At 38.8% G+C, this 15702-nt stretch carries 11 protein-coding genes, 3 tRNA genes and 1 pseudogene; 2 read left to right on the top strand and 13 right to left on the bottom strand.

The features are described from left to right. Positions 1–35: 35 nt before the first annotated feature. The gene (locus QE177_RS03910) at positions 36–1328 is read left to right on the top strand and encodes an HlyC/CorC family transporter (RefSeq protein WP_280551417.1); all 1293 of its coding nucleotides are present in this window, start codon (positions 36–38) and stop codon (positions 1326–1328) included. A 32-nt stretch (positions 1329–1360) separates the two neighbouring features. Here QE177_RS03910 and QE177_RS03905 read toward each other — a convergent pair. Beyond that, positions 1361–1684, bottom strand: a pseudogene (locus tag QE177_RS03905) (S-ribosylhomocysteine lyase); the annotation flags it as partial. A gap of 44 nt (positions 1685–1728) precedes the next feature. Further along, entirely contained in the window at positions 1729–2937 is a 1209-nt protein-coding gene (locus tag QE177_RS03900; RefSeq protein WP_280551416.1) for a transposase, read from the bottom strand. Positions 2938–2959: 22 nt separating this feature from the next. Here QE177_RS03900 and tnpA point away from each other — a divergent pair, with 22 nt between their 5' ends. Continuing rightward, a complete protein-coding gene (tnpA, locus tag QE177_RS03895) occupies positions 2960–3376 on the top strand; it encodes an IS200/IS605 family transposase (protein ID WP_280551415.1) in 417 nt (138 codons plus the stop codon). Between the two features lie 233 nt (positions 3377–3609). On the opposite strand, the gene gshA is transcribed toward tnpA, so the two are convergent. From gshA to aroL, 11 genes are all read right to left on the bottom strand, one after another. Further along, positions 3610–5169, bottom strand: coding sequence for a glutamate--cysteine ligase (gene gshA / locus QE177_RS03890; protein ID WP_280551414.1), 1560 nt, complete (start codon positions 5167–5169; stop codon positions 3610–3612). Between the two features lie 186 nt (positions 5170–5355). Then, positions 5356–5432 (bottom strand) — tRNA-Arg (locus QE177_RS03885). A gap of 72 nt (positions 5433–5504) precedes the next feature. Next, a tRNA-Arg gene (locus tag QE177_RS03880) sits at positions 5505–5581 on the bottom strand. 10 nt (positions 5582–5591) lie between these two features. After that, positions 5592–5684 (bottom strand) — tRNA-Ser (locus QE177_RS03875). 560 nt (positions 5685–6244) lie between these two features. Next, positions 6245–6430, bottom strand: coding sequence for a carbon storage regulator CsrA (gene csrA / locus QE177_RS03870; protein WP_026822683.1), 186 nt, complete (start codon positions 6428–6430; stop codon positions 6245–6247). A 222-nt stretch (positions 6431–6652) separates the two neighbouring features. Then, positions 6653–9286, bottom strand: a complete 2634-nt coding sequence (gene alaS / locus QE177_RS03865) for an alanine--tRNA ligase (protein ID WP_280551413.1) — start codon at positions 9284–9286, stop codon at positions 6653–6655. A gap of 760 nt (positions 9287–10046) precedes the next feature. Next, entirely contained in the window at positions 10047–11117 is a 1071-nt protein-coding gene (gene recA, locus QE177_RS03860; RefSeq protein WP_280551412.1) for a recombinase RecA, read from the bottom strand. Between the two features lie 105 nt (positions 11118–11222). Further along, a complete protein-coding gene (gene pncC / locus QE177_RS03855; protein ID WP_280551411.1) occupies positions 11223–11729 on the bottom strand; it encodes a nicotinamide-nucleotide amidase in 507 nt (168 codons plus the stop codon). A 5-nt stretch (positions 11730–11734) separates the two neighbouring features. Continuing rightward, on the bottom strand, positions 11735–12946 hold the full coding sequence (gene lplT / locus QE177_RS03850; RefSeq protein ID WP_280551410.1) for a lysophospholipid transporter LplT: 1212 nt from the start codon (positions 12944–12946) through the stop codon (positions 11735–11737). Beyond that, on the bottom strand, positions 12946–15093 hold the full coding sequence (gene aas, locus QE177_RS03845; protein WP_280551409.1) for a bifunctional acyl-ACP--phospholipid O-acyltransferase/long-chain-fatty-acid--ACP ligase: 2148 nt from the start codon (positions 15091–15093) through the stop codon (positions 12946–12948). The genes lplT and aas overlap by 1 nt, the downstream gene beginning before the upstream one ends. An 82-nt stretch (positions 15094–15175) precedes the next feature. After that, on the bottom strand, positions 15176–15697 hold the full coding sequence (aroL, locus tag QE177_RS03840; RefSeq protein ID WP_280551408.1) for a shikimate kinase AroL: 522 nt from the start codon (positions 15695–15697) through the stop codon (positions 15176–15178). Positions 15698–15702 lie beyond the last annotated feature (5 nt).

Raw genomic sequence — 15702 nt, 5'->3', positions numbered from 1 at the left:
TACAATTAACTGATGAACAACATAGGAATTTTACCTTGGAGCAAGTCTCAACCAGTACTTTAATCATCATACTTATTGTCATGATTATTTTATCAGCCTATTTTTCTGCCTCTGAAACAGGAATGATGACCCTTAATCGATATCGATTACGTCATTTAGCCAAACATGGCCATCAAGCTGCTCGTCGCGTTGAATCATTATTAAAACAGCCAGATCGCCTAATCAGTCTTATTTTGATTGGTAATAATCTGATTAATATTTTAGCCTCGTCGCTAGCAACCATCGTTGGAATGAGACTTTACGGCGATGTTGGGGTTGCTATTGCTACTGGTATCTTAACTTTTGTGATCCTGGTTTTTGCTGAAGTGTTACCCAAAACCATGGCGGCACTCTATCCAGAAAAAGTGGCTTTTCCTAGTAGTATTCTACTTAAACCGCTACAGAAATTAATGTTACCCGTAGTTTGGTTATTTAACACTATCACCCTAATGTTCATGCATTTCTTTGGTATTAAATCACCCATTATCAGTAGCGATGCGATTAGCAAAGATGAATTGCGTACGATTGTTAATGAATCCAAAAGTAAACTTTCTCGCCGTAATCAGGATATGTTGATCTCAATTTTAGATTTAGAAAAAGTTACCGTAGGCGACATTATGGTTCCTCGCAATGAAATCGTTGGGATTGACGTTAATACCGAATGGAAATCGATTATCCGCCAATTAACGCACTCGCCACACGGTCGAATTGTCCTTTACCGAGATACCCTTGATGATATTATCGGTATGTTGCGAGTGCGTGAAGCTTATCGGCTGATGGTCGAAAAGAAAGAATTTAACAAGCAAAACTTAATCAGAGCGGCTGATAAAATTTATTTTATTCCAGAGAGTACCCCATTAAATATACAACTAATAAAATTTCAACGTAATAATGAAAAAGTAGGGATTATTGTTGATGAATATGGCGATATTCAAGGACTGGTAACGGTAGAAGATATTCTTGAAGAGATAGTTGGTGATTTTACTACCTCAATGTCGCCCAGTTTAGCCGAGGAAGTTTTACCACAAACCGATGGGTCTGTATTAATTGATGGTACTGCTAATATACGAGAAATCAATAAAGCTTTTAATTGGCACTTACCTGTTGACGGCGCTAGGACTATCAATGGTTTGTTATTAGAAGAGCTGGGTGACACTCCCATGCTAAATACTGAAATCCTGATAGGTAAGTACCGTTTTGAAGTATTAGCTATCAATGGTAACGTGATCAAACAAGTTAGAGCAATGCCGATTGACTTACCCTTTACGACAGGACAAAAATCATCTTAGATATCGCTTTAGCCACTTTTTATTAGGCTATTTTATGATGATAACTGAGTTAATTTTTCTTTCGATAACATCAGTTCGCTATTTTTATTAACAACAATGCCACTTTGAATCACATTGCGAGCAATTTGCTGTGCTTCAACTAAAGAGTGCATTTCATAAGTACCACACTGATATTTATTTAACTCAGGTATTTGATTTTGAGCCGCGACCTTAAGTACATCTTGCATGGCCATTTTCCAAGCATCAGCAACACATTGCTCATTAGGCTGGCCGATTAAACTCATATAAAATCCTGTACGACAACCCATCGGTGAGATATCAATAATCTCTATATCGCTATTATTAAGGTGATCACGCTTGACATCCTCCACCCCCTAAAGGACGTGGATTCCTCCCGCGTTCAGAGTGAAGTCTGATTCGCCTCGGTGGGTTCCTGCTTCAACGGGCGGTTTGACTGCACCCTCCCTCCACAGGCAAGCACGGCATGTCCTGCCGCTAAAATGTTACGCGCCCCATTGATATCCGCGTTTTCGGTATATCCGCATTCGAGGCATTCAAATTTACTTTGTGACTGGCGATTTTCTTTTGCTGTATGACCACAGCACGCACACCGCTGACTGGTATAGGTAGGCGGTATTGCCAGCACCTGACCGCCGCGCCAAAGCTGCTTGTATTCAAGCTGACGGCGCATTTCGTACCAGCCCTGATCCAGTATCGAACGGTTCAAGCCAGATTTAGCTTTGACGTTTCGCCCTTGCTGCTCTGCGGTACCTTTTGCCGATTTTGACATATTACAGACCTTCAATTCCTCAATGACGATCATCGCGTGGTTTTTGCTGATTTCACTGGTGACTTTGTGAAGGTAATCGCGCCGGATATTAGCAATGTGCGAGTGAAGACGCTGGATTTTTCGTTTCTGTTTCTGCCAGTTTGCACTGAACTTTTCTTTGCGGCTTAATTGTCGTTGGAGCATTGCTAGCTTGCGCTGGCTTGCTTTAAAACTATTGACGGGCTGATATACCGTGCCATCTGAAAGTGTGGCGAGTTTCGTTACTCCGGCATCCAGTCCTACCATCGACTCTGCATTGTGAACAGGAGCAGCCACTTCGTATTCCGTCTGGATACTGGCGTACCATTTACCACATGACTGGCTGATAGTGACATTCTTCACCGTTCCTACAACCTCACGACTATGGCGATAGCATATCCAACCGAGTTTAGGGAGAAAAACACGGCTGTTCTTCTGTTCGAGCTTCACACCCTGCGGGTAGCGAAAAGCGTCATTTTGACCGCGTTTTTTGAAACGGGGAAAAGCGGCTCGCTTCTGGAAGAAATTCTTGTAAGCCCGTTCCAAATCTTTAAGTGATTGTTGTAACGGCTGTGATGGCGCTTCTTTCAGCCATTGTGTCTCTATGTCAGATTTCCACTCAATGAGCCAGGAAGCCATCTTTGTGTAAGGAATGTATTTGTTTCCTGCTTCGTGATTCTCGTTTTGAAGCTTTAACGCCCGATTGAAAACAAAACGATAAGCCCCAGCGAAGCGTCTCATCTCACGCTCCTGCTGACCATTTGGTCTTAACTGGAATTTAAAGGCTTGTAGGCGTTTCATTTTATCTATTATACTTTGGTCTATGAAAAAAGAAACCGATATTCGCCGTGGCAGACATTGTGTATTCCTGATGCACGTCCATTTGGTCTTTGTCACAAAATACAGGCGAAAAATATTTGATCAGGATGCTATAGAAAAACTGAGAGGATATTTCGCCAGTGTATGCGTCGATTTTGATGTTGAACTGGTTGAGATGGATGGCGAGAATGATCACGTTCACTTACTGATTAATTACCCCCCAAAATTGGCGATATCTAATCTGGTTAACAGTCTCAAAGGGGTGTCGAGTCGATTACTTCGACGGGATCGCTCTGATATAGCACAACGTTATTACTACAAAGGAGTTCTATGGGCACCAAGTTATTTTGCAGGGAGTTGTGGCGGCGCACCGATATCTATTATCCGACAGTACATTGAGCAACAGCAAACACCTGGTTAGTTTGAAAACCGCGCCTTATATCCCCGCCCTAAGGACGGGGTTTTACGGCGCATCAGATAAAACTATCAAGTAGTGGCATTACTGCAGCCTCCAAAAAATTATTTTTTTACAAAATAAATGGAACTTCCCATCATATTGCAAGTCTTACTTAGGCAAGACGCGAAAATTGTTATCATCCTATTCTCTAAGAGATTTTATTTTGGCCACTTTAAAGTGGCCATTTTCTTTTATTCTCACCCTGCATGTTTCTGCCAGTAGCGCTCAAAACTTATTTTATCTGCTTGTTCAAGTGCTGATTGTTTGCGAACTGAGGCGTGACGAACATCAGTAAATTCAGTAGCCGTTATCACTTCATAAGATTCATTGCTTAATTGCTGATAATAGCTTTTGGCTAACTGTAAGCCATATTGACTAATACTTTGTTCAATCATTGGGGATAATATTTGGCCAGAATAAGTAAGCTCTGGATTTTCAAACATTGCTATTAATTGAGAACAAATTTCACGATATCGGGTATTACCGCTAACATCTAACACATCAGCAACTCTAATTAAATCATCAAATAATATCTGCCCTACCTCTTTTAAAGGCCTCATTGATTCACCGCAACCAACACCGATTATTTGTCCAGGTTTACGACCTTCAAGGATCACTCTATTCCAATTCGTTCGGCAACAATTCAACTCTTTTTCATCCATCATGGGTGCATCTGCTAACACACACCAGATTAAAAAAAGATCAAGAAAATGGATCTGAGCTTCATCAATACCAATGGCAGTAAATGGGTTAATATCCAAAGCTCTAACTTCAATATATTCGATTCCTCTTTTTAACAGTGCATCGGATGGCGACTCATCACCAATAAGTACTCGTTTGGGACGAATAGGCGCATATAATTCATTTTCAATTTGTAAAATATTGGTATTCAGCTGCAAATGTTTGCCATCTTTATTGTATATCCCTAATTTTGTAAACTCGGGCGATGGCTGTTTTATCGCTTGTTTAAGGCCAGCAACATAAGTCGATAGATCATTAAAGGTAATTTTCAGATCACTTTGGGATTTGTTGGTATATCCCAAATCACTCATTCGTAGCGATGTGGCATAAGGTAGATAGTAGGTTCCTTTCGCTGTCTTCTCAAAGGGAAGATTCCTGGCATTTCCGCGCAAAAAAGAACCACAAATTGCTGGCGACGCACCAAATAAATAGGGGATAACCCAACCAAAACGGTAATAATTACGAATGAGTCGAAAATAGCCAGCAGAAATTTTATCCTTACCACTTTCGGCATCTTTAACTCCAACCAACGCTTGCCAAAATTCAAGCGGTAAAGAAAAATTATAATGGATTCCTGCAATTGTTTGCATTAACGCACCATAACGATTCTTTAATCCTTCCCGATATAAAGTTTTAAAACGGCCAATATTAGAAACACCATATTGAGCAAGTTTAATGTTATCTTGGCGCTCTATAAAACAAGGCATACTCAATGGCCACATCAATTCATGATCAAGATGACGTGCTGTATAACGATGTAGATCTCTTAAAAATGCCAAAACGTGCCCAATATTATTATCAACCGGGGTGATGAATTCCAACAAAGCTTCAGCGAAGTCAGTCGTGATCCATGGATGAGTTAACGCTTTCCCTAAACTATCAGGGTGTGGAGACTTAGCCAAATCGCCTGTTGGCGTAATTCTCAATGTTTCACGTTCAATACCTCGACGAAGACCCTGTAAAATATTAGGCCGTGCCTCTAACCATGATAGCGCTTTTGATACATTCGGGATCAAATCGACCTCCCGTTATCCGTTCGTTATTTTTACTTTTAGAAAAGTTACTTTAGCGTAAATAACTAGAATTGTCGCCGTCTAGATCATTTAGACCAAATGACTAAAGTAATAGGTATATTTTATTAATAAACACGTTTTAATTATAAAACAAAAAACCCTGTCGTTGATTGACAGGGTTTTATTATATGGCGCATCCAGAAGGATTCGAACCTCCGACCGCTCGGTTCGTAGCCGAGTACTCTATCCAGCTGAGCTATGGATGCAATTTTTGTTTTGCTATTATTAAAGATACGCTAGTTATCCTTAATAAACAATATTCTTTATTCTAAAATTAATGGCGCATCCAGAAGGATTCGAACCTCCGACCGCTCGGTTCGTAGCCGAGTACTCTATCCAGCTGAGCTATGGATGCACTATCAAAATGGCGGTGAGGGAGGGATTCGAACCCTCGATGCAGCTATTAACCGCATACTCCCTTAGCAGGGGAGCGCCTTCAGCCTCTCGGCCACCTCACCATCGAATAGCAACGAGACAATATTGAACCCTCTCTCTGTTGCGTGGCGCTCATATTACTTTCCCAGACTTAGAAGTCAAACAATTTTTCCAATCTTTTTACGTTCTTTAGTTCGTTTGCACATTTCACAATCAAGATGAGTAGTTTAACAACGAAATAAAACAATATGGCATTTTATGTTCACCAATAAAAACGTCGAAGTTGGAAGATTAACAGAAAAAAACAGATAAAAAGTAAGTTCTTATCCTTCAATAAAAGAAACTATTCCAGAGTAGAATAGTTAACCTAAGCATTTCCTTTTTATAAACTTATGTTAGCTAATAACTTAATCATTTATTTATAAGCATTTTAAAATGTGTTGGCATCTAACAATTAAAATCCAGTGTTTATTAATAAATGTAAAAAAATACTAGAAAAAGACATTTTTTACAATCTATGTAATTGATTTTATAGGATACAAAGCTTGAAAAAATACAGTCATAAAATAGACGGCAATAAGAAACAGCGCTCATTCCATAAATATAATTAACATATACCTAAGAATGAACGCTTTACTAAAAATTACTGATTATTGGGCTGGCTTTTTTCAGCTTGGATCCGTTGATAAATTTCTTCACGGTGAACAGAAACCTCTTTGGGTGCATTAACCCCTATACGTACCTGGTTGCCTTTTACACCCAGCACCGTTACTGTTACCTCATCGCCTATCATGAGCGTTTCACCAACTCGACGAGTCAGAATAAGCATTCTTTGCTCCTTGAAAATTAAAAAGAGTCGGGTCTCTAGGTTTCCCCGCTATTATCCATCACACACCGTGAAAACGTAAAGCAATGATATTCACCTAAAGTATTTAACCTAAAGCAATCATCATACTAATATTGTAGCTAAAAATATAATTTTGTACTTAGGTCATTTAAAAACAATCCGTTAAAGGTTGCATAATTAAGTTATGCAACCTTCATGGTTAACTCATATCAAGTGTGAATTAACCCACTCTTCAACTGATGCTAATGCAGCAGGAAGTGCTGTTATATTAGAGCCGCCGGCCTGAGCCATGTCAGGGCGACCACCCCCTTTTCCGCCTACTTGCTGCGCAACAAATGAAATTAAATCACCAGCCTTTATTTTAGCAGTCAAATCATTGGTTACACCAACAATTAGACTGACTTTATCATTACTTATAGTAGAAAGCACAATAATTGCTGATTTTAATTGATTTTTTAAGTCATCAACAATGATGCGTAGCTGTTTAGGCTCAGTGTTATTTAATTGAGTAACTAATAAATTTACTCCGTTAATTTTTTTAACTTGTTGACTTAAAGAAACGCTTTCTTGAGCTGCTTGTTGCCCTTTCAGTTGATTTAACGACCTTTCTAATAGCTTAACTTTATCTAATGTCGCTTTAATTTTTTCCATTAGACTATTAGCATCACCTTTCATTAATTGACCAATCTCTGCCAATACCTGGGATTGCTGGTGAAGGTCATCTATAGCAGCTTGACCGGTTATTGCTTCGATCCGACGAATTCCAGCTGCCGTACCTGATTCGCTGCTAATGCGAAATAATCCTATATCGCCTGTCCGATTGGCATGAGTACCGCCGCACAACTCAATAGAAAAATCCCCGATACTAAGAACACGTACCTTGGAATCATATTTTTCACCAAAAAGCGCCATCGCGCCTTTTTCTTTTGCCGTCTCTAAATCCATTAATGTCGTTATAATAGGGTCATTTTTACGAATTTGACAATTTACGATATCTTCAATTTGGCGTATTTGCTTAGGCGTCATTGCGGCAAAATGAGAAAAATCAAACCGTAAATATTTCTCATTCACTAAAGATCCTTTTTGGCTAACATGCTCTCCCAATACATCACGCAAAGCCGCATGCAACAAATGGGTAGCAGAGTGATTGAGACGAATAGCATTACGACGTTCAATGTCAATTTTTGCTTCAATTGAATTATTTACCGTTATTGAGCCAGTTATCACCTTACCAATATGTCCAATTGCTTGGACGTATTTTTGTGTGTCAGAAACAGCAAATTGTCCATGGCTATTGCTAAGTATGCCGCTATCACCAACCTGACCACCTGACTCAGCATAAAAAGAGGTTTTATCCAGAATAATGATTCCTTCTTCACCTTGGTTTAATACATTGACAGGCTTACCATGATGAAAAATAGCTGTTACTGTAGCTTGTTGGTTGTTATTTTCATAGCCTGAAAAATCACTATGACTATCTACTTTAATGACATCATTATAATCGGTCGCAAAGCCACTCGACTCCCGAGCTCGATATCTTTGCTGCTCCATCGCCTCATTAAAACCTGACTCGTCGACCTTAATATTACGTTCACGGCAAACATCAGCGGTTAAATCAAATGGGAAACCATAAGTATCATAGAGGCGAAATGCGATTTCACCCGCTAAAGTATCCCCTTGTAATTGCGCTAATTCCTCATCTAATAGTTGCAGTCCACGCGCTAAAGTACGAGCAAACTGTTCCTCTTCATTCTTCAATGTTTTTTCAATCGTTGCTTGGTGAGATTTTAGCTCATCCGCTGCGTTACCCATTACCTGAATCAACGGTGCAACTAATTTATAGAAAAAGGTCTCTTTCGCTCCTAGCATATATCCATGACGGACCGCTCGACGAATAATCCGACGCAACACATAACCACGTCCTTCATTAGCAGGAAATACACCATCACCAATAAGAAAAGCACTTGATCGAATATGATCAGCGATGACGCGTAATGATTTATTATTCAGATCCGATAAAGCGACCACTTTAGCAATAGAAGCAATTAATTGACGAAATAAATCAATCTCATAATTTGAGTTAACATGTTGTAATACAGCGGCAATACGTTCAAGTCCCATACCGGTATCAACAGAAGGCGTTGGAAGTGCCTTTAAACTGCCATCGGACTGGCGGTTAAATTGCATGAAAACAATATTCCAGATTTCAATATAGCGATCACCATCCTCTTCAGGTGAACCTGGCGGTCCGCCTAAAATATGTTCACCATGATCATAAAAAATTTCTGTACAAGGACCGCAAGGACCGGTATCCCCCATTTGCCAGAAGTTGTCAGAAGCATAAGGAGTACCTTTATTATCACCTATTCGAATAATACGTTCGGTCGGAATACCAATTTCTTGCTGCCAAATATTATAAGCTTCCTCATCAGTGTGATAAACGGTAACCCAAAGCCGCTCTTTTGGTAAATTAAACCACTGCTCACTTGTCAGTAGTTCCCAGGCATATTTGATTGCATCCTGTTTAAAATAGTCACCAAAGCTGAAGTTACCTAACATTTCAAAAAAAGTATGATGGCGGGCAGTATAACCAACATTCTCTAAATCATTATGTTTGCCTCCTGCACGCACACAACGTTGCGCAGTTGTTGCTCGTGAATAAGCTCTTTTATCCAATCCCAAAAATACATCTTTAAATTGGTTCATGCCTGCATTAGTAAACAATAATGTCGGGTCATTATTTGGTACTAATGAACTACTAGGTACAATTTCGTGCCCTTTAGTATGAAAAAAGTCGAGAAACGCTTGACGGATCTCAGCGGTGCTTTTACTACTCATAATTATCCTGAAATCAAGCTGGAAAAACAGATTTATGACTTGATGTGATAAACATTTTTTATCATCAATCAAGTTACCGGCGGCGTTTTTACCTGGCAAACCTGAGAAATCCTTAAATTGTTTTATGACTAAATTGGTGACAAGGATCTACTAACTGATGTGTATTAATACATCGCTCAAATGTCCAGGTTTTATAGGTACACCTTTCCCTAAATATATCGTTTTCTAACTAACACAACAACGACTAGTCTGGTTAGTTTAACACAAAAAGATTTAATTATTATGCAGCGAAACTAACACTACATTAACATTATTTCATTATATTTATTTTCCTATTATAGGAACAAAGCTGTTAAATTTTATCTCCATCTACCTTTAGTAAAACAACTTCCAATAGATAACCCGAGTGGCTAATTTCACTTAGTTTAAATTACGTATAAGCTATTAGTTATTAGCTAAATAGAAGATTGAGAAAAAAGATAGTATAAGTCTAACACAAGTTAATCAAAAACTGCGCCTGTATATATTAAGCCAATAATAACAATTTACTATATATAATAAAACAAAGCACTTTTTGTAAAAAATGAACCAATCATATCCATTAATTGCTAATAATATTGTAAATCCTGAGGCTATTTTATTAAAGTGCGTTTCAAATCATAATTTAATCTAACTTATATTAATAACTAATTTATAATAAGCAAAAGGCTATATCCAAATCGAATATAGCCCATAGATTTAATCAATTTTATTTATTAAGTTAAAATTCTTCTGGTAATGAAGTTTCCTCTACCGCTTCTGTTACAAAATCAGAAGCAGCACTACTAAATTCACCAGCATGATTAAGCAACATAGCGCGTAATTTTTTATCTAATTCAGTATAAATTTTCGGGCGTTCTTTCAAATAGACTGTCGCATTTGCTTTGCCTTGACCTATCTTCTCACCATTATAGCTATACCAAGCCCCCGCTTTTTCAATCAATTTATATTTCACACCTAGATCGATAAGTTCACTATAGATGTTAATCCCCTCTCCATACAGGATTTGAAACTCTGCTTGTTTAAAAGGAGCCGCAACCTTATTTTTTACTACTTTAACGCGCGTTTCGCTACCAATAACTTCTTCACCATTTTTGACGGAACCAATACGTCGGATATCAAGGCGCACTGAAGCATAAAATTTTAACGCATTTCCACCGGTTGTTGTTTCAGGATTGCCAAACATAACGCCAATTTTCATTCGGATTTGATTAATAAAAATTAATAGCGTATTAGAATTTTTTAAATTTCCGGCTAACTTACGCATCGCTTGACTCATCATACGAGCAGCTAATCCCATATGTGAATCACCAATTTCACCTTCAATTTCAGCTTTTGGTGTTAAAGCCGCTACAGAATCAACAATAATAACATCTACCGCCCCAGACCGTGTTAAAGCATCACAAATCTCCAGTGCTTGTTCACCCGTATCCGGCTGTGAGCAAAGTAAATTATCAATATCAACGCCAAGTTTTTTGGCATAAATAGGATCTAAAGCGTGTTCTGCGTCAATAAAAGCACAAGTCTTACCTTCACGTTGAGCTGCAGCAATGACCTGTAATGTTAACGTGGTCTTACCGGAAGATTCTGGGCCATAAATTTCAACAATACGACCTAATGGCAAGCCTCCTGCACCTAAGGCAACATCAAGAGATAATGAACCGGTAGAGATAGTTTCTACATCCATAGAACGATCTTCACCTAAGCGCATAATTGATCCTTTACCAAATTGCTTTTCAATTTGACCCAATGCGGCAGCAAGTGCTTTCTGTTTGTTTTCATCAATAGCCATTGTTTAACTCCCCCGAGCAATGAAGTGAAGATAATACTTCACTGCAGATAAGACGATTAGATATCGGTTGTTGATAATTATACTGTATAACCATCCAGTATCAAGTTAATTTTTGATTATTTCTTTCATTAATGTAGTCAACGAAAATACCACAGCTTGGCGTCGGATCTGAATACGATCGCCTTTAAACAAGCAGCAACGGGTTACCACCCTAGCGATAGAAAGAGTCTTGCTAGCAAAACCAAACCAAACTGTACCAACCGGTTTTACCTCAGTACCGCCATCAGGGCCGGCAATACCGCTAACTGAAACCGCAAAATCAGCATTCGCTCGAGCTAACGCTCTTTCTGCCATCTCTATGACAACTTGTTCACTAACGGCACCATATTTATGCAAGGTGTTTTTACTCACACCTAGCATATCATGCTTAGCTTCATTGCTATATGTAACAAAACCTCGCTGAAAATAGGCAGAACTACCTGAAATATCAGTAATGACTTTAGCAATCCATCCGCCTGTACATGACTCTGCACAGGTTATTGTTTTACCCTGTTTCTTTAAGCTATTAGCCAAATTATTACTTAATTCATAGAGCAACTGCTCACTATTCATTTTAGCTATTTTCCTTTTTCATACATCTTGCGATATAGATACCAAATCCACAGGCTTCCGATTGCTATCGCAAAGGTTGTACCAAACACTATTCCTACAGTAATAATAGAAATACCTGCTTTAAGCGCTAATGAATAAAACCCTAAAATAATTAGCATGGTGGTATTTTCACTTAAATTCTGGATAGCGACAGCATTACCCGCACCAATCGTCTGTTTACCTTTTTCTTGTAGCAGAGCATTAAGCGGAACTATATATAAACCACCTAGGACACCTAATATAATAAGGATCAAATAAGTAGATAAAAGATGTTGTTGCATTGACAAAATAATAATTATCACACCAACAAAGATCCCTACCGGCATACACCGACTAACTTTATTAAGTGTAAAAACATGTGCCGCCAATCCGGCGCCTATGATGATACCAATTGCCACCACGCCATTAAGCAATGTGGGTGTCGTATTATCGGTAATATTAAGTGCTATTGGCACCCAGAGCACTAATAAAAAACGTAGTGTTACACCGGCGCCCCAAAAAAGACTGGTACCAATTAAAGAAAATCGTCCTTCATTATCACGCCAAAGTGTTTTAAATAGACAGATAAAATTCAAAATTAACTGGCAAAAAATCCACTTTTGCTTGCTTTTAGCCGGCATTAATTGAGGAATATATAAATTAATCACCACAGCAGTTGCATAAAACAGTACACACATTGCTAAAGCAAATAACAGATTAATATCGGAAAAAAAACCGCCCGCAACAGAACCAAATAAAATAGCCGCTATCGTCGAAGCTTCAATATAACCATTCGCCTTGACTAAATTATTGCCCGTTGTGATCTCACCTAAGATGCCATATTTTGCTGGTGAGTAAGCTGCAGCACCAATGCCAACTAAACCATAGCAGAGAAAAGGATCTAATCCGAACAGAATGCCGACCGCCCCAATCAATTTACTAATATTAGCCAATAGCATGACTCGACCTTTAGCAAAACAATCGGCTATTTGCCCCACAAAAGGCGCTAATATAATATAAGTAAAAACAAACACCACTTGTAAGATAGGTTGACTCCAATCGGGATAAAGCGCGGCTTTGAGTTGCGCTAAAATAATAAATAATAGGGCATTATCAGCAAAAGCAGAAAAAAATTGAGATAAAAGTAGCGCTTTCATCCCTCTAGTTAATAGCGACGGTGATATTATCGAATCATTCATCAAGATTTCTCTTCCGCGATTTTTTTTAACGCCACAAAATCAGGTTTTCCACTGCCAAGTAAAGGAAATGTTTTTAGGTAGCGAATATCTCTGGGTACCGCTAATTCAGGTAATCCTTTTTCTTTCGCCGCCGCCAATAATCGACGACGATCTAATGTATTATCGCTGGTATATAAGATCAGACTTTCACCTTTATTATCGGTAGTTTTGATCACGACGCCATGCTGAGCATGAGGTGATATACTGCCAACAAGATGCTCGACGGTTTCTAGTGAAACCATTTCGCCCGCTAGTTTTGCAAAACGTTTAGCTCTACCGCGAATGACACAATAATCGTCACTATCAAATTCAACAATATCACCGGTATCATACCATCCCTTCTCATTCTCTCCTTGACTATTTTCTGCATGAGGCAACTCTAAACGATTAGGATCTTCAACGCGTAAATAGCCTTTCATGACATTTGGGCCACGTAACTGTAAACGGCCGGCTTGCTTAATACCTGGTACCGGCAGTAGTCTGGTTTCTATACCAGGTAAAATTTGACCAACAGTATCAACTTTAGCTGCCATCGGAACGTTAATGGATACAATAGGAGCACATTCAGTTACACCATAACCTTCAAGTATTCGGATGCCAAATTTGTCGAACCAAACTTTTTTTGTGCTTTCAATAAGTTTTTCAGCTCCGGCAACAACATAACGCACGCGCGCAAAATCGTAAGGATGGGCAAAACGAGCATAATGTGCTAGAAAAGTAGGAGTAGCGAAAAGTACCGTGCAATTTTTTTCATAGACCAACTCTGGGATCACCCGATAATGCAGTGGACTAGGATAAAGCAATACACGACTACCGGAAAAAATAGGAATAAATAAACCTACCGTCAGCCCAAAAGCATGGAAAAGAGGTAAAGCGGACATAAAGCGATCTTTAGGCGTAAAATCAGCCACTGTTTTAACTTGCTCTACATTAGCCAATAAACTGGTATGGCTATGTACTACCCCTTTAGGCGTTCCTTCCGAGCCCGAGGTAAAAAGGATCAATGCCGCATCATCCGGTTTTGCTGGTATAAGCGCTTTTTTGGGCAATAGTAAGTGATAGAGGATCCATTTTTTATCTTGCCAAGTCAGGGAGTCTTGCAGATCTTCTAAATAAATCCAATTAACTTCAGTAACCTGTTCAGGCAAATGCGACAGCTTACCTTTTTCAATAAACTGACGAGAACTAAAAATGGTTTTAATGGATGCCGCTTTGATGGCATTTTTTAACCCATTGCTCCCAGCAGTATAATTCATCATGGCAGGGATCCGACCACGCAATATTGATCCAAAAATTGTCGCCGCCGTCATTGTTGCATTTGATAAAAGTAAGCCGATATGTTCATGCTGTTTGGTATAACGTTCAATAATACGCCCAACCGCTAAGATTTTCTTGAGAAAACTTTGATAACTGTCTTCTTTAAAACTAATATCTTCGATACAAGCAGTAAAACGACCAAAACGTTTCATCGCATCAAAATAAGCTTCCATCAATGTTTGCTGGGGGCGATTATGCAACCGAGCTTCTTTCATAATCTTATAAAGTTGTGCCCCCGCCAGCCGACGACGCTCTGCTGCTCGTTTCGCCTCAGGCATGGTGATTTTTGTTGCTGGTAAAATCGTTAGTGTCATTTTAGGAAAACATTTGAGCTTAAAAATCCCTTTTAATCGACTGAAATAACTTAATTCAGGCCCATCAATTCTAATAGGAACAATTTTAGCGCCAGTTTTTGCCGCCACAAACGCAGCACCATCATAAATTTTCATCAACGAGCCATGAACGCTAATTCTTCCTTCAGGAAAAATGACGATCGGGCGCCCTTTTTCTATTTCTCTAACTAAAGTTCGAATAGCCATCGGGTTAGCAGGATCTAGCGGAACAACATCGGCATAGGGCTTTAATAATTTAATAAAGCGTGGGGTACCGATAGATGAATAAACAGCAAAAAGAGGGCGAATAGGTAAGAAGAGAGCGAGCAGAATCCCATCTAGAAAAGAGACATGATTAGGTGTTATTAAACATCGCTCATATTTTTTAAGTTTTATTTCACCAACCACTGTTACACGGAAAAAAAACTGGAATATTGCGCGCAATAATTTTATCAGCATATCTCTTTCCTTACTCCTTAATGTTATTGATCATTTTAGAGTACATCTATCACCAAAGAGGCGTTACATAGCAAAATTGAGATCATACAAAGTATTTTTTATCGTTTTGCAAAAAGCGGTCTATTTGGTAAACAATTTTTGTCGTAGGTAAAGCGGCATCAATAATGTAATCAGCGGTATCTAAATAGTAGCTTTCTCTTTCTTTCATGACTTCAACTATTTCTTCTGCTAAGGGTTTACCTGTTAATGTCGGTCGTTGCGAAGTTTCAGGATCAACAGACAAACGGTTAATTAATACTTCCGATGGCGCTTGTAAATAAATAATACAGCCATTTTTTTTCATAAAATCACGATTTTCTTTTAGTAAAATAATCCCGCCACCCGTTGATATCACTGAATTTGGTTGTTGTATTGATCGCAAAACACTGGATTCCAAGTCACGAAAGCGAGGCCAACCATCTCGTTCAACTATCTCAGCAATACTTATTTTAGCATTCTGTTTAACTAACGAATCGGTATCAAAAAAATGACACATCCTAGATTCAGCTAACGTTCTTCCTACTGTTGTCTTCCCTGCACCTCTTGGTCCAATAAGATAAAGCATGTCAA

The sequence above is a fragment of the Arsenophonus sp. aPb genome (assembly GCF_029873475.1).
In the GTDB taxonomy this organism is placed as follows: domain Bacteria; phylum Pseudomonadota; class Gammaproteobacteria; order Enterobacterales; family Enterobacteriaceae; genus Arsenophonus.
The sequence above is the reverse complement of the archived record's forward strand: the minus strand, read 5'-3'. Positions and strand labels throughout refer to the sequence as shown.